Below are 15,314 nucleotides of genomic sequence, written 5' to 3'. Positions count from 1 at the left end.
GCTATCAAGTTGGTAGCGTGTCTTGCCCTTGCGGTATGTCGTCATAACCACGGCCCTTGAATTCCAGCAGGTCGATGCCGTGACCAAAGGGGTCGGCCAAGCCAGCAATCCGCCCCCAGACGCGATCAGTAACCGGTTGCTCGAGCACAGCGCCGTGGCGTAGAAGTCGTGCAAGGGCACTGTCGATGTCGTCCACCACAAAATCCAGATGCACGGGCGTCCAGTGGCGCTGGAAGCTGCGCGTGATGGTCGTCTGGTCGGGCAGGGGCATGCTGCCCTCGGCTTGCAGCAGCAAGTCAATGGGGCTGCCCGCTCCCAGGATCTCGACAAACCCGCTTTGAAAGCGCCTGCCAACGTGCAGACCGAGACCTTCTATATAGAACGCCACGGCGCGCTCCATGTCGTTCACGTCAATACAAATACGCAATTCCATCGTGTGCTCCTGAAGCAGCAGACCGCTGATCCGAAAATGGTAGCGCAGCCTGAGACAATGGGTACATGTCCCGAAGAAAACATGACAAAGCCCCCCGGCAAGCAGTCCCTGCACCCACAGAGTACCCCCTTGATCTGCTGACAGTTGAGTCGCTCGACATCGAAGCCCAGGGCATCGCCCACCGCGAGGATGGCAAGGTGGTGTTTATTGACGGAGCATTGCCCTTTGAAACGGTCAGCGCCAGCGTGTACCGCAAGAAACCCAGTTTTGAAAAAGCCACGCTGATGGCTGTGCTGCGTGAGTCTTCGCAACGAGTACGGCCCCAGTGCCCACACTTTGGGCTACACACTGGCGCCTGTGGCGGCTGCAAGATGCAGCACCTGCACGTCGGCGCGCAGGTGGCGGTCAAGCAGCGCGTGCTGGAAGACAACCTGCGTCACATCGGCAAGCTCAAAGCCGAAAACATCCTCCGCCCGATTGAGGGCCCGGCCTGGGGCTACCGCTACCGCGCCCGCCTGTCAGTACGTTTTGTGCGCAAGAAAGGTGAGGTGCTGGTTGGCTTTCATGAGCGCAAAAGCGGCTACGTTGCTGATATTCGCGAGTGCCATGTGTTGCCCCAACACGTGAGCGACTTGCTGCTGCCGCTGCGCGCGCTGATCGCAAGTATGGACGCCAAGGAGACCGTGCCGCAGATCGAGCTGGCTTGTGGTGACGAGGTAACGGCTTTGGTGCTGCGCCACATGGAGGCTCTTAGCCCGGGTGACCTGGACAAGTTAAGAGCCTTCGCAAAAGCACACCCTGGCTTGCAGTGGTGGCTTCAGCCCGGCGGTCTGGAGACCGTCAAGTTACTCGATGCTGAAGTGCAGACCTTGAGTTATAGCCTGCCAGAGTTTGAGGTGCTCATGCCCTTCAAACCAACGGACTTCACCCAGGTCAATCCGCACATCAATCAGGTTTTGGTCTCGCGCGCGCTGCGCATGCTGGACGTGCAGCCGCATGAGCGCGTGATCGACTGGTTTTGCGGTCTTGGCAATTTCACACTTCCGCTCGCCACCCGCGCACGCGAGGTTCTGGGAGTGGAGGGCAGTGAGGTGCTGGTGGCCCGCTCCCGCGAAAATTATGAGTCAAACAAGGCTACTGCCCACAGAGGGCGGGCGCTGTCAGCTACTGAATTTGTAGCACGCAACCTGTTTGAAATGACCCCCGCGCTGCTGGTCAAAGACGGCGGCGCCGACAAGTGGCTGGTGGACCCGCCGCGCGAAGGCGCCTATGAGTTGTTCAAGTCCCTGGCCGCATTGCACCAGCAAATGCTGAGCGGCGTGCCCTGTGATGACGGCGCGCAGCAGCAAAGCCTGCAACTGGCAGGCTGGACGCCACCCAAACGCATCGTTTATGTCAGCTGCAACCCGGCGACGCTGGCTCGTGACGCAGGCGTACTGGTTGAAAGCGGTGCGTACCGCTGCACGGCAGCTGGCGTGGTCAACATGTTTCCGCACACGGCGCATGTCGAGAGCATTGCCGTGTTTGAGCTGAAATAAAAAAAGGGCCGTGAGGCCCTCTTTTTTGACAGCGCAGAGCGCTTAGTCTTTTTCACCGCCCATGATGCCCAACAGGGCCAACAGCGCCTGGAACACATTGAACAGATCCAGGTACAGCGCCACGGTGGCAGAGATGTAGTTGGTCTCACCGCCGTCCATGATCTGCTTCAGGTCATACAGCATGTAGGCACTGAAGATACCGATCACGGCGACCGACAGCGCCATCATGCCGGCTGTGGAGCCAACAAACACGTTGATAATGCCGCCCACCATGACAACCATGGCGCCAACAAACAGCCATTTGCCCATGCCGGAAATGTCGCGCTTGATGACGCTGGCCAAAGTGGCCATGACAAAAAACACGCCAGCCGTGCCGCCCATGGCCGTCATGATCAGCTCAGAGCCGTTTCTGAAGCCCAGAATCATGCCAATCATGCGCGAGAGCATCAGACCCATGAAGAAGGTGAAGGCCAGCAACACGGGCACGCCGGCTGCAGAGTTTTTGGTTTTTTCGATGGCGTAGAGGAAACCGAAGGCCCCGCCAAGGAAAACAATCAGGCCCAGCCCACCACTCAAAGAGGCGGTAATGCCAGTTGCCACGCCGACCCAGGCGCCCAGCACCGTGGGCAACAGGCTCAGCGCCAGCAGCCAGTAGGTATTGCGCAAGACCCGGTTGCGTTGCTCAGCAGAGGCAACATAGCCATGGTCAAGGGTTTGAACATTGTCATTCATGAGAACTTCTCCGTTTTGGCCAGCAAATGCAGGCATCGTCATTTTAGGGGTGGCGGGGCGCTTTTCAAGGTCTCAGCCCCCTCAATAACCACAATTTGTCAGGGCAGAATCGACCGATTGCGCCGTAATTAGGTCGAAGTTGTTCCGCAAAGTTCAGTATGCTTGCGCCTTGCTCAACCATACAGAAGAAAACATGAAATCCAAACCCGTGCTGGAGTTCTCCGACGTTCAGGCCATTGCGGCTGCCGCTGCCGCAGAAGCTGCCAAAAACAGCTGGGCGGTGACAATCGCGATTGTCGACGACGGCGGCCACCTGCTGCACCTGCAGCGCCTTGACGGTGCTCCACCCCTATCCGCTCACATCGCCCCGGCAAAAGCCAATACCGCGGCTTTGGGGCGCCGCGAGTCAAAAATCTACGAAGACATCATCAATGGTGGGCGCTTCTCGTTTTTGAGCGCGCCGGATGTGAAAGGCATGCTGGAGGGCGGCGTGCCCATCATGAAAGACGGCCAATGCCTGGGGGCAGTCGGCGTGAGCGGCGTGAAGTCCACCGAAGACGCCCAGATTGCGCGCGCCGGCATGGCAGCAATAGGGCTGTAAAACAAGTGCTATTGAAGTAATAGCAAACTCTTCCCGTGGAATAAGGGCAACAGCCCGATTTTTCTTAGAACAAAGCCGGCTCAAGCCGGCTTTTGTATGGGTGGCGAAAAAAGCCTGGCTAATGCACCGGCCCAAAAGGCCCATGGCTGGCTGGCGAAAAAACGATCTGTGAGGCCTGTTCAGGCCCCCGATCGCCCCACGATGAAAACTTCCTACTTGGTCAAGATCAGTTTGCCCAGCCGCGTCGCCTGTAGGCGATAGATCAATCCGTTGTGTTGAATCTCCACAGTCTTGTTGCCGCGCAACAGCTCTGAGCTATCAACTGCACCACACGGACCTTTGACATCAGGCGCAAGACTCGCGGCGCCAAGGCCCGCGGAATGAGAAGGCAAGCTCAATGTTCTGGAGGAGAGGGTTTGAGACATGTCGGAATAATTGAAAAATGAATTTCGATAATGATAATCATTCTCAATAAGTGAGGCAAGTGAAATTGAGCGAGGAGGACGGCTTTTTGTTAAAAATTGCAATCCCTCGATCACCAAGCCATCGAAGCAGTTCGCGCCTGCTAGCATATGTTTTCCAAGGATTTCTGCGCAATAAACGCATCAAAAAAGGAGTTAAAAGTGCTGAGAAAATTGAAGTTAGGTTTGATCATGGGGTTCTTAGCAGTCTGTTCCTTGCTAACATTTTCGGAAGCGCCCATTGCAAGTCCCTATGCATATCCAGTAATTTATGGGGATGACTGGCCTGAGAGAGGTTGGTGCTAAAACCTAACCAAAACGAGCCTCTAGAAATCACTTCTAAGGCTCGTTTTTTTTGTTTCACTGTTGAATTCCGCTGAAATCCGACCCGAGGGGGATGTGTGCAAAAACCTGGACTGGTTTACGCCGTAAGTCCAAGACTCTCTCGGTATTCGATGGGGCTGAGAGAGTCAAAATAAATCTTGATCCGCTTCTTGTTGTGGCCGGTCATTGCCCCGCCACCGTCTCGATGGGAACATCGAGCATCGTGTGGAGGGCTATGCACTATCAGGCATGAGCGAGAGCGGTTGATTTGCAGCGACGTTGTCGCCTGCTACGCCGTTATTCCCGTTCAGCAGCTTCCAGCGTGTTCACTAGCAGCATGGTGATGGTCATGGGCCCGACGCCGCCCGGCACTGGCGTGATGTGGCTTGCCACCTGGCTGACGCCGGCGTAGTCGACGTCGCCGCAAAGCTTGCCAGCGTCGTCGCGGTTCATGCCAACGTCGATGACGATGGCGCCGGGCTTGACCATGTCAGCGGTGAGAATGTTGCGTTTCCCAACAGCCGCAACGATGACGTCTGCTTGCCGGGTATGGTGACCCATGTCTGTAGTCCCGCTGTGGCACACCGTGACGGTGGCATTGGCTTGCAGCAACAACATCGCCATGGGCTTGCCAACTGTGTTGCTCCGTCCTATCACCACGGCGTGCTTGCCACGCAGGTCAATCCCAGTCGTTTCAATCAGCTTCATACAGCCGTAGGGTGTGCAGGGCCGGAATCCGGCCTGCCCGGTCATCAGCTCTCCCGCACTCAGCGTTGCATAACCGTCCACGTCCTTGCTGGTTGAGATGGCCTCAATAACCTTGTGCGGGTCGATGTGTTTGGGCAAGGGCATCTGCACCAGGATGCCGTGAATCCGGGGGTCGGTATTGAGGGCGTCAATACGTGCGAGCAGATCAGCTTCGCTGAGGGATGCCTCGTACTTCTCAAACACCGAATGAATGCCCGTATCGGCGCACGCTTTTACCTTGTTGCGGACGTACACCGCACTGGCCGGGTCCTCGCCCACCAGAATGACAGCCAGTCCCGGAGTGATTCCCCTGACCTTCAAAGCCTGCGTGCGTGCCGCAATGTCTGACCGCAGCTTGGCGGAGAGGGCGAGGCCATCAATTTTGCGGGCAGGGGAGATGGTCATGTAGTGCTTTCAAATGAAAAACGCCCACTGTCCTTACGGAGTGGGCGGTAGATGCTACCAAAGATATAGCATCAGGGTGGCTTATCAGGCTTTGGGTGCGGCTTGGCCCAGTGCAATTTTCAGCAGGTCGGCCACGGTGTTGGCGTTGAGTTTTTCCATGATGTTGGCGCGGTGCGCCTCCACCGTCTTGATGCTGATGCCAAGGTCGTCGGCAATTTGCTTGTTCAGGCGGCCGGCAACAATTCGTTCCAGCACCTGAGCCTCGCGGGAGGTCAGTTTGGCCAGCAGGGCATCGCGGCTGGCGGATTGCTGGTGTTCGCTGAAGGTGTCCTTGGCCTGATCCAGCATGCGTTCGACGAGGCTAACCAGTGCTTCTTCCTGAAAAGGTTTCTGGATGAAATCCATTGCGCCTTTTTTCATGGTGTTGACCGCCATGGGGACGTCGCCGTGGCCGGTGATAAACACAATAGGCAAAGGCGACTTGCGCTCAACCAGGCGGTCCTGCAGCTCGAGGCCTGTCATGCCGCCCATGCGGATATCCACAATCAGGCAGGCCACTTCACGCGGGTCGTAACGGCTCAAAAAAGTTTCCGCCGAGTCATAACAACGTACCCGGTAGTCCTTGCCCTCCAGCAACCACTGGAGGGAGTCGCGCACGCCTTCGTCGTCATCGACGACATAAACGGTGCCTTTTTTCGGAATCAAGCTCATGCCAAACCTTTGCGTAGACGGTGTCAGGAAACTTAAATGCCAGCCCGGGTGGGGGGTGCTTCTGCGGCCGCAGCGACTGGTAAAACAAGGGGTGTCACAGGGATCCAGAAGGTGAACCGGCACCCCACAACTTCATCGCCATTGTAGAGGTTCTCTGCCTGCATCCGGCCCTGGTGGGACTCCACAATGCTTCGGCACAGTTTCAGGCCTATGCCCATGCCTTCGGCCTTGGTGGAGTAGAAGGCTTCATACAACCGGCTCATCACTTCCGGCGACAGTCCCTTGCCGGAATCGAGCACGGAAAATTCAACCACGCTCTGGTCTTCAATGAACTTGGGGACCACACGCAATTCAACGCTGCGGCGCGCGGCGGGGCGGCGCGCCTGCGCAATGGATTCCGCGCCGTTTTTCATCAGGTTGATGAGCACCTGCTCAATCAGAATCGGGTCCACCATGACTGAGGGCAGCCGGGCCGCAATGTAGTGGCTGAGGCGAACGTTGTGGCGACGCAGTTCGATGTCGGCCAGTTCCATGGCGTTGCTGACCATGGTGGTGACTTCCGCAGAGCTGCGATTGGGCTCGCTGCGTTTAACAAATGAGCGGATGCGCTGGATGATTTGCCCGGCCCGGTGAGCCTGCTTGGCGGTTTTTTCCAGGGCCACCAGCAGGTCTTCGTTGGTGATCTGCTGCCCCTTGATGCGCGAGACCATGCCATTGCAATAGTTGTTGATGGCGGTCAGTGGCTGGTTCAGTTCGTGCGCCACACTTGACGCCATTTCACCCATGGTGATCAGGCGGCTGGCCGACTGGGCCCGCTCGGCCTGTTGGGCTGCCTGTTCTTCCGCATGGCGCCGCGGGGTGATGTCGCTAGCAATGACCATTTGCGCAAGGCGCCCGTCCACCCAAGTCAGGTAGCGTGACCTGACTTCCAGCCATTTGCCCAGATCGGGCACAAAAATTTCGGCGTTTTCAGTCTGTGCGGTCGTCAGCGTATCGGTAGGGAAACCAGCAAGGCCGTCCACCGGGTCTGTGGCGTCGTCAGTCGGGGGAATGGCCGGGACCCCCGCTTGCGCAATCAGGTTCATGTGACCGGACACCTCGGCACCGAACCAGGCGCGGTACAGCTTGTTGGCGAAAAGAAGTTCTTCACTGCCAAGTGGCGCCACCGATACTGCGGCGTCCAGCCCTTCCAGCACCGTGGTGAAGCGTTCGTAAGACGCCGAGAGTTCTTCACGAATGCGTTTGGGTTCGGTGATGTCCGTCACCGAAGTCATCCAGCCGGTCTGCTGGCCGCGCGGGTCAATCAGGGGCGAGACATACATGCGAGCATCAAAAATAGCGCCGCCTTTGCGCTTGACTCGAACTTCAAAACCGCCGGGGGTGGTGCGCCCATGCAGCTCATCCTCAAGCCGCGCTGCCAGCGCTTCCCTGTCCTGCTCGGGCCAATACGGGAAAGGTGCGGTGCGACCCACCAGTTCACTTTCGCTCCAGCCCGTCATCTGGCAAAACGCCGGGTTGACATAGGTGATGCGTCCCTGAAGGTCCAGTGCGCGCATGCCGGTGAGCATGGAGTTCTCCATTGCGCGGCGGAAATTGGTTTCGGTAATCAGAGCTTCTTGCGCCTGCATGCGACGCCGTGTGTGGCGCCAGGTACCCAGCAGCATCCAGACTGTCATGGCACTCAACGCGCTGACCAGCCAGAAGAAGCCGCTGCCGACGACGCCCAGCGACGCGCGGTATCCCTGCGCCTTCAGAAGCAGGCCATTGCCCACAGGCGACACCGGAATTTCATACTCCGGGGCTTCGTCGGACCATGGCAAGAGCTTGGCCGCCGTATTGCGCGGCGGTGGCAGGCTTCCCGCCAGCAGTTTGCTCTGGTCGTCCAGCAGCGCCACAGCATATTTGGCGCTGACTTCCGTGGGAACACCGAAGCGCAGCAAGCCATCAAACGAATAGTCACCAAGGATGACGCCCCCAAATTTGCCCTGGTCATCAAGAGGCACATGCAACTGGAGGCTGGGCGCGTTGTAGCTGGCGTCGTCTTTTACCGTTAGCGGGCGCGAGTAAACGGGTTGCCTCAAGTCGCGGGCCAGTCCAAAGGTGCCTTCGGTCTCTCCTTGTTTGAGCTGATCGCCCGTCGCCCGGATTTGGGTGGCATTGGCGCTCGGCGAGGTATAGGCGGCCCTGACCTTGCGACGACCGTCTACCCAAGTCACTGCCATCAGCTCTGGATATTGGTTGACCAGCGACTCGGCTTGCGCGATGAATTCATCGGCATCGACTTCCTTGTTGGACACGTCGCGTCCCAGGCGCATCAGTTGCTCCTGGCGCTCCAGCAGGCGAAGGCGCAGACGCTGCTGTGCGTATTCAACGTCTCGCTTGACCGCTTGCTGCTCCCGGTCAATTTCTTCCAGACGAAGGTAAGCAAAGGCGGCGATAACCGCGGCCAGGAACAGGGCGACCGAAAGCAGCGGCCCTAGCGTGACAAAGCGGTCTTGCCGGGTTGGGGATTGCTTGCGCCACCACCGGTGCCAGCGAGCCATGGGGGCTGGATTGGACGGGCTGGCCGTGCGGAGAGGAGGGGGTAGCTCGGGTGGCTGCATAAGGGGGCGTTCAGTTTAAAGGACTTGGATGTCTGCGCGGCAAGTGAGCCACTTGGATGGCTTGGGCTCGGTCCTCAGATCAAATCCAATTTTCATAAAATTTCTTAATGTGAAATCAACAAGCACTATTTGAAATTGAGCGAAATTTGTGGGAAACTAGAGACTTGAATCTAAATTGCGTTACAACGTGATGAAGAGGCTAGCAACCCACAAGCTAACAAACAGCACCAGCAGGAGACAAAACCATGGCTGCAAATCCGGAACAGGCACGTGTCGACACTTTGGCCCAAGCGACGAATGGGGTGCCCGACAAAGACTCACAGGAAACGCGGGAGTGGCTTGATGCCCTGACCGCCGTGATTGAGAGCGAGGGCCCAGAGCGCGCCCATTTTCTGCTGGAGCAATTGCTGGAGCACGCGCGCCAAAGCAGCATCGACATGCCGTTTTCGGCAACGACCGGTTATGTCAACACCATCGAAACCGACCAGGAAGAGCGATGCCCTGGCAACCTCGAAATTGAAGAGCGCCTGCGCGCCTATATGCGCTGGAACGCAATGGCCATGGTGGTCAAGGCCAACCGCCATCACCCTGAAGACGGCGGTGATCTGGGCGGTCACATCGGCTCATTCGCATCGCTGGCCAGCTTGTTTGGCGCTGGCTTCAACCACTTCTGGCATGCCGAAAGCGCTGAGCCTGGCAAAGAGCACGGGGGCGATTGCCTCTACATTCAGGGCCACGTTTCCCCCGGCGTTTATGCACGTGCCTATCTGGAAGGCCGGCTGACCGAGGAGCAGTTGCTCAACTTCCGCCAGGAAGTGGACGGCAAAGGATTGTCAAGCTACCCGCACCCCAAGCTGATGCCCGAGTTCTGGCAGTTCCCCACCGTCTCCATGGGTCTGGGCCCGCTGATGGCGATTTACCAGGCGCGTTTTCTCAAGTACCTGCATGCACGCGGCATCGCCAACACCGAGAACCGCAAGGTCTGGGTATTTTGCGGTGACGGCGAGATGGATGAGGTGGAAAGCCTGGGTGCCATTGGTCTGGCCGCACGGGAAGGCCTGGACAACCTGATTTTTGTCATCAACTGCAATTTGCAGCGCCTTGACGGACCAGTCCGCGGCAACGGAAAGATCGTGCAAGAGCTGGAGGGCGAATTCCGCGGTGCCGGCTGGAACGTCATCAAATTGTTGTGGGGCAGCAGCTGGGATCCGCTGCTGGCGCGCGACAAGGACGGCGCTTTGCGCAAGCTCATGATGGACACGCTGGACGGCGACTACCAGGCCATGAAGGCCAACGACGGCGCCTATGTGCGCAAGCATTTCTTTGGCAAGGACCCCCGCACGCTGGAGATGGTTGCCAAGATGAGTGACGAGGACATCTGGCGCCTGCAGCGCGGCGGCCATGACTCGCAAAAAGTCTACGCGGCCTACCACCAGGCCGTGCACCACAAGGGCCAGCCCACAGTGCTGCTGATCAAAACCGTCAAAGGTTATGGCATGGGCAAAAGTGGTGAGGGCAAGAACAATGTGCACCAGACCAAAAAGCTCACCGACGAAGACATCAAGATCTTCCGCGACCGTTTCAACATCCCGGTGCCTGACAGCCAGATTGCTGACATTCCGTTTTACAAGCCGGCTGACGACACGCCGGAAATGCAGTACCTGCATGAGCGCCGCAAAGCGCTCGGTGGTTATCTGCCGCATCGCCGCACCCGGGCCGATGAGCAGTTCACCGTGCCTTCGCTGGACACCTTCAAATCAGTGATGGAGGCTACGCCTGAGGGCCGTGAAATATCCACCACGCAAGCCTACGTGCGTTTCCTGACCACGTTGCTGCGTGACCAGGCTTTGGGCCCACGGGTGGTGCCGATTCTGGTTGATGAAGCTCGCACCTTTGGTATGGAAGGTTTGTTCCGCCAGATCGGCATTTACAACCCTGAAGGCCAGAAGTACACGCCGGTCGATAAAGACCAGGTCATGTATTACAAGGAAGACAAGCAGGGGCAGATTCTGCAAGAGGGCATCAACGAGGCTGGCGGCATGTCAAGCTGGATTGCAGCGGCCACCAGCTACAGCACCAACAACCGCATCATGGTGCCGTTTTATGTGTATTACTCGATGTTCGGTTTCCAGCGCGTGGGCGACCTGGCCTGGGCGGCGGGTGACATGCAAGCGCGAGGCTTCCTGCTGGGCGGCACATCCGGCCGCACCACGCTCAACGGCGAAGGCCTGCAGCACGAAGACGGTCACAGCCACATCATGGCTGGCACCATTCCCAACTGCATCAGCTACGACCCCACCTTTGCGCATGAAGTCGGCGTGATCCTGCACCATGGCCTCAAACGCATGGTGGAAAAGCAGGACAACGTTTACTTCTACCTCACGCTGCTCAATGAAAACTATGCGATGCCAGGCCTCAAGCCCGGCACTGAAGAGCAGATCATCAAGGGCATGTATCTCTGCAAAGAGGGCGGCAAGCAGACGACCCGTGTGCAGTTGCTGGGTTCCGGCACCATCCTGCGCGAATCGATTGCCGCGCAGGAGCTGCTGGAAAAAGACTGGGGCGTCTCCGCCGACGTCTGGAGCTGCCCGAGCTTTAACGAGCTCACGCGTGAAGGCCAGGATTGCGAGCGCTACAACCTGCTGCATCCGGCTGACAAGGCGCCTCGCGTGTCCTTTGTCAGTCAACAGCTTGAAAAACACGCCGGACCGGTCGTGGCTTCTACCGATTACATGAAGGCCTATGCCGAGCAGATCCGCCCCTTTATTCCAAAAGGCCGGACCTACAAGGTCTTGGGTACCGACGGCTTTGGTCGCAGCGACTTCCGCTACAAGCTGCGCGAGCACTTTGAGATCAACCGCCACTACATCGTGGTTGCCGCATTGAAGGCGCTGAGCGAAGAAGGTACCGTGCCGGTGGCCAAGGTCGCCGAGGCCATCAAAAAATACGGCATCAACGCCGACAAGATCAACCCCTTGTACGCATAAAAACATCCGGAGACAAGAACATGGCAGTGGTAGAAATATTTGTCCCCGACATTGGGGATTTTGACGAAGTCACCGTGATTGAGTTGATGGTCAAACCGGGCGATACGGTGAAAGCCGATCAGTCCCTGATCACCGTTGAATCTGACAAAGCTTCGATGGAGATTCCATCAAGCCAGGGTGGCGTGATCAAGGAGATCAAGGTCAAACTTGGCGACAAGGTCAAGCAGGGCTCTCTGGTTGTGACGCTTGAATCGGCTGAGGCGGCTGCCGTTGCTGCAGCTCCGGCCGCGGCAGCAGCGCCCGCCGCAGCCGCAGCTGCGTCTGTTGCTGCTGCAGCCCCTGCGGAAGCTTCAGGCCCGGTACAGGTGACAGTCCCCGATATCGGTGACTTCAAGGATGTCACTGTGATTGAAGTCCTGGTCAAAGTCGGCGACACCGTCAAGGTGGAGCAATCGCTTTTGACGGTGGAGTCGGACAAGGCCTCAATGGAAATCCCGTCCAGCGCAGCCGGCGTGGTAACGGAGCTCAAGGTCAAGCTCGGTGACAAGGTCAACATTGGCGATTTGATTGCCGTGTTGCAAGGAAGCGCCGCGCCTGCACGCGCGGCCGCCCCTGCTACTCCTGCTGCTCCCGCTGCTGCACCGGCCACATCTGCCGCTGCCACTGTGGCTGCGCCAGCCGCTGCTGCGGCCTCCGCGCCTGCTTCCGCTCCTGTGCCCGCGCACGACCCAACTGTCTCGCCGCAGGGCAACTTGCCCCATGCCTCACCATCGGTGCGCAAGTTTGCGCGTGAGCTTGGCGTGCCTTTGGCTGAAATCAAGGGTAGCGGCCTCAAAGGACGCATTACGGAAGCAGACGTTCAGGCCTTTACCCGATCCGTGATGAGCGGCGCGGTCAAAACCCTGGCTGCTGGCGCTCAGGCAAAAGCGGCCGGAACGGGAGGAGACGGCGCTGGCCTCGGTCTGATTCCATGGCCGAAAGTTGACTTCACCAAGTTTGGCCCGGTTGAGCGCAAGGACACGTCCCGCATCAAGAAGATCAGCGGCGCCAACCTGCATCGCAACTGGGTCATGATCCCGCACGTCACCAACCATGACGATTGCGACATCACCGATCTGGAAGCCTTCCGCGTGTCTACCAATAAAGAGAACGAGAAGAGCGGCGTGAAGGTCACCATGCTGGCTTTCCTGATCAAGGCCTGTGTCTCTGCGCTCAAGAAGTTTCCTGACTTCAACGCCAGCATTGATGGCGACCAGATTGTCCTCAAGCAGTATTTCCACATTGGCTTTGCGGCGGATACGCCCAATGGCCTGATGGTCCCGGTGATCAAGGACGCGGACAAAAAAGGGATTATGCAAATCTCGCAGGAGATGGGCGAGCTGGCGAAAAAAGCGCGTGATGGAAAGCTGAGCCCGGCTGAAATGTCAGGTGCGTGCTTCACCATCTCCAGTCTGGGTGGCATTGGTGGGCGGTATTTCACGCCCATCATTAACGCTCCTGAAGTTGCCATTCTGGGAGTCTGCAAATCGACAACCGAACCTGTGTGGGACGGCAAGGCCTTCCAGCCGCGCCTGATGTTGCCACTCAGCCTGAGCTGGGATCACCGCGTCATCGACGGCGCAGCAGCAGCGCGGTTCAACGCCTACCTAGGACAAATTCTGGGTGACTTCCGCAGGGTTCTCCTGTAACTCATCAAGCTTCAAGAAAAATCAAGCGGAGACAAGACACATGGCATTGATAGATATCCAGGTTCCCGATATCGGTGATTTCGACGAGGTCACGGTGATCGAACTGTTGGTCAAGGAAGGCGACACGATCAAGGTCGATCAAAGTTTGCTGACAGTTGAAAGCGACAAGGCTTCGATGGAAATTCCGGCCAGCCACGCCGGCGTGGTCAAGGGACTCAAGGTCAAGCTGGGCGACAAGGTCAAGCAGGGGACGGTTGTACTGGTTCTGGAAGCTGATGGAGTCACTGTACCCGTGGCACCGCCCGCAGCGTCGACTTCTGAATCAAAACCGGCTCCGGCCCAGGTAACACCGGCGCAAGCTGCTCCTAAAACAGTAGCACCCCAAGCTCCCGCGGCATTTTCGGGCAATGCGGATGTGGATTGCGACTTGCTGGTGCTGGGCGCAGGCCCTGGCGGTTATTCAGCCGCTTTTCGCGCAGCAGATCTCGGGTTGAAAGTAGTGCTGGTCGAGCGCTACGCAACCTTGGGCGGCGTGTGTCTCAATGTCGGCTGTATCCCCTCCAAGGCCTTGCTGCACGTCGCCGCAGTGATGGACGAGGTCAAGCACTTTGACAGCCTGGGTGTGAGTTTTGGTGAGCCCAAGCTGGACATCGGCAAGCTGCGCACCCACAAGGAAAAAGTAGTGGGCAAGCTGACCGGTGGTTTGGCCGCCATGGCCAAGATGCGCAAGGTGACTGTGGTGCGCGGGTATGGCAGCTTTGTCGGCGCCAACCATGTCGAGGTGGAAGAAACCTCCGGCAGTGCACAAGAAAAAAATGGCAAGAAGCAGACCATTGCTTTCAAGAACTGCATCATCGCCGCAGGCTCGCAAGCTGTGCGTTTGCCCTTCATGCCGGAGGACCCGCGCGTGGTCGATTCCACAGGCGCGCTCAACCTGAAAGAAGTCCCCAAGCGCATGTTGATCCTGGGCGGCGGCATCATCGGACTGGAGATGGGCACGGTCTACTCCACACTGGGCGCTTGCCTTGATGTGGTGGAGATGATGGACGGCCTGATGCAGGGCGCCGACCGCGATCTGGTCAAGATCTGGCAAAAGATGAACGCGCCGCGTTTTGACAACATCATGCTCAAGACCAAAACCGTGGGCGCCAAAGCAACAGCGAAAGGTATAGAAGTGACGTTTGAAGGCGAGGGCGCTCCGGCTCCGCAGACCTATGACCTGGTGCTCCAGGCGGTAGGCCGCACACCCAACGGCAAAAAGATCGCAGCAGAAAAAGCCGGCGTTAGTGTGGCGGACCGAGGCTTCATCCCGGTGGATATCCAGATGCGCACCAACGTGCCGCACATTTTTGCCATCGGTGACATCGTCGGCCAGCCCATGCTGGCGCACAAGGCCGTGCATGAGGCTCATGTGGCCGCAGAGGTCATTGCAGGCGAGCTGCAAGGCAACAAGGAGCTGGCCAGCGCGGCTTTCAATGCCCGGGTCATTCCAAGCGTGGCCTACACCGACCCCGAAATCGCATGGGTTGGCCTGACAGAAGACCAGGCCAAGGCGCAAGGCATCAAGGTCAAGAAGGGCTTGTTCCCATGGAACGCTTCCGGACGCGCCATTGCCAATGGCCGCGACGAAGGTGTCACCAAGCTGCTGTTTGATGACAGCCCTGAGGCGCATGGCCACGGCAAAATTCTTGGCGGCGGCATGGTCGGCACACACGCTGGCGACATGATCGGCGAGGTGGCTCTTGCTATCGAAATGGGCGCAGATGCCGTTGACATCGGCAAAACCATCCACCCCCATCCGACGCTCGGCGAAAGCATCGGCATGGCGGCTGAGGTGGCACATGGCAGTTGCACAGATTTGCCACCGGCGCGGAAGTAGCCTTTCGAGACGCTACTGATTCAGTAGCAAGCCGCGCATGTTCCAAAAGGGCCGCGCGGCTTTTCCATTTGTAAAATCGCATAAATGATTGCCCTGTTCGCACCGTTCAAGGAGTCCCGCCGGACGCAACCGACCTTAAATAGAGTCCGCGGGTAGGCGAGAGGGATTCCGCGCCCTGGCGCTTATAAGCGAATGAGGTTTCCAC

General features: G+C 58.1%; 11 protein-coding genes. 5 read left to right on the top strand and 6 right to left on the bottom strand.

All coding sequences use genetic code 11. The features are described from left to right. Positions 1 to 4: 4 nt before the first annotated feature. Complete coding sequence (locus VE934_RS13455) at positions 5 to 433, bottom strand: VOC family protein (RefSeq protein WP_324888313.1); 429 nt, start codon at positions 431 to 433, stop codon at positions 5 to 7. Between the two features lie 65 nt (positions 434 to 498). Here VE934_RS13455 and rlmD point away from each other — a divergent pair, with 65 nt between their 5' ends. Further along, the gene (gene rlmD / locus VE934_RS13450; RefSeq protein WP_324888311.1) at positions 499 to 1,971 is read left to right on the top strand and encodes a 23S rRNA (uracil(1939)-C(5))-methyltransferase RlmD; all 1,473 of its coding nucleotides are present in this window, start codon (positions 499 to 501) and stop codon (positions 1,969 to 1,971) included. A 42-nt stretch (positions 1,972 to 2,013) separates the two neighbouring features. On the opposite strand, the gene VE934_RS13445 is transcribed toward rlmD, so the two are convergent. Further along, the gene (locus VE934_RS13445; protein ID WP_324888309.1) at positions 2,014 to 2,703 is read right to left on the bottom strand and encodes a Bax inhibitor-1/YccA family protein; all 690 of its coding nucleotides are present in this window, start codon (positions 2,701 to 2,703) and stop codon (positions 2,014 to 2,016) included. Positions 2,704 to 2,896: 193 nt separating this feature from the next. On the opposite strand from VE934_RS13445, the gene VE934_RS13440 reads away from it, so the two are divergent. Continuing rightward, positions 2,897 to 3,304: a heme-binding protein gene (locus tag VE934_RS13440; protein ID WP_324888307.1), complete on the top strand. Its 408-nt coding sequence runs from the start codon at positions 2,897 to 2,899 to the stop codon at positions 3,302 to 3,304. 212 nt (positions 3,305 to 3,516) lie between these two features. On the opposite strand, the gene hemP is transcribed toward VE934_RS13440, so the two are convergent. From hemP to VE934_RS13420, 4 genes are all read right to left on the bottom strand, one after another. After that, positions 3,517 to 3,729 carry a hemin uptake protein HemP gene (gene hemP / locus VE934_RS13435; protein WP_324888558.1) on the bottom strand — a complete coding sequence of 71 codons (213 nt, stop codon included), beginning with the start codon at positions 3,727 to 3,729 and terminating at the stop codon, positions 3,517 to 3,519. A gap of 657 nt (positions 3,730 to 4,386) precedes the next feature. After that, on the bottom strand, positions 4,387 to 5,241 hold the full coding sequence (gene folD, locus VE934_RS13430) for a bifunctional methylenetetrahydrofolate dehydrogenase/methenyltetrahydrofolate cyclohydrolase FolD (protein ID WP_324888305.1): 855 nt from the start codon (positions 5,239 to 5,241) through the stop codon (positions 4,387 to 4,389). Positions 5,242 to 5,325: 84 nt separating this feature from the next. Then, entirely contained in the window at positions 5,326 to 5,952 is a 627-nt protein-coding gene (locus VE934_RS13425) for a response regulator transcription factor (RefSeq protein WP_324888303.1), read from the bottom strand. A 32-nt stretch (positions 5,953 to 5,984) separates the two neighbouring features. Further along, positions 5,985 to 8,495, bottom strand: a complete 2,511-nt coding sequence (locus VE934_RS13420; RefSeq protein ID WP_324888301.1) for a PAS domain S-box protein — start codon at positions 8,493 to 8,495, stop codon at positions 5,985 to 5,987. Positions 8,496 to 8,800: 305 nt separating this feature from the next. On the opposite strand from VE934_RS13420, the gene aceE reads away from it, so the two are divergent. From aceE to lpdA, 3 genes are read left to right on the top strand one after another with little or no spacing between them, the layout of a single operon-like run. Beyond that, a complete protein-coding gene (aceE, locus tag VE934_RS13415; RefSeq protein ID WP_324888299.1) occupies positions 8,801 to 11,542 on the top strand; it encodes a pyruvate dehydrogenase (acetyl-transferring), homodimeric type in 2,742 nt (913 codons plus the stop codon). Positions 11,543 to 11,562: 20 nt separating this feature from the next. Next, positions 11,563 to 13,230 (top strand): dihydrolipoyllysine-residue acetyltransferase, encoded by a 1,668-nt coding sequence (gene aceF, locus VE934_RS13410; protein ID WP_324888297.1) that lies wholly within the window; start codon positions 11,563 to 11,565, stop codon positions 13,228 to 13,230. Positions 13,231 to 13,270: 40 nt separating this feature from the next. Next, a complete protein-coding gene (gene lpdA / locus VE934_RS13405) occupies positions 13,271 to 15,109 on the top strand; it encodes a dihydrolipoyl dehydrogenase (RefSeq protein WP_324888295.1) in 1,839 nt (612 codons plus the stop codon). The last annotated feature ends 205 nt before the right edge of the window (positions 15,110 to 15,314 follow it).

Origin of the sequence: Polaromonas sp., from assembly GCF_035638815.1 — a bacterium.
In the GTDB taxonomy this organism is placed as follows: domain Bacteria; phylum Pseudomonadota; class Gammaproteobacteria; order Burkholderiales; family Burkholderiaceae_C; genus Polaromonas.
The sequence above is the reverse complement of the archived record's forward strand: the minus strand, read 5'-3'. Positions and strand labels throughout refer to the sequence as shown.

Coding starts and splice junctions, on each gene's coding strand:
- VE934_RS13455 (WP_324888313.1), bottom strand. CDS start 433: ATGGAATTGCGTATTTGTATTGACGTGAACGACATGGAGCGCGCCGTG.
- VE934_RS13420 (WP_324888301.1), bottom strand. CDS start 8,495: ATGGCTCGCTGGCACCGGTGGTGGCGCAAGCAATCCCCAACCCGGCAA.
- lpdA (WP_324888295.1), top strand. CDS start 13,271: ATGGCATTGATAGATATCCAGGTTCCCGATATCGGTGATTTCGACGAG.
- hemP (WP_324888558.1), bottom strand. CDS start 3,729: ATGTCTCAAACCCTCTCCTCCAGAACATTGAGCTTGCCTTCTCATTCC.
- aceE (WP_324888299.1), top strand. CDS start 8,801: ATGGCTGCAAATCCGGAACAGGCACGTGTCGACACTTTGGCCCAAGCG.
- folD (WP_324888305.1), bottom strand. CDS start 5,241: ATGACCATCTCCCCTGCCCGCAAAATTGATGGCCTCGCCCTCTCCGCC.
- VE934_RS13440 (WP_324888307.1), top strand. CDS start 2,897: ATGAAATCCAAACCCGTGCTGGAGTTCTCCGACGTTCAGGCCATTGCG.
- rlmD (WP_324888311.1), top strand. CDS start 499: ATGTCCCGAAGAAAACATGACAAAGCCCCCCGGCAAGCAGTCCCTGCA.
- aceF (WP_324888297.1), top strand. CDS start 11,563: ATGGCAGTGGTAGAAATATTTGTCCCCGACATTGGGGATTTTGACGAA.
- VE934_RS13445 (WP_324888309.1), bottom strand. CDS start 2,703: ATGAATGACAATGTTCAAACCCTTGACCATGGCTATGTTGCCTCTGCT.
- VE934_RS13425 (WP_324888303.1), bottom strand. CDS start 5,952: ATGAGCTTGATTCCGAAAAAAGGCACCGTTTATGTCGTCGATGACGAC.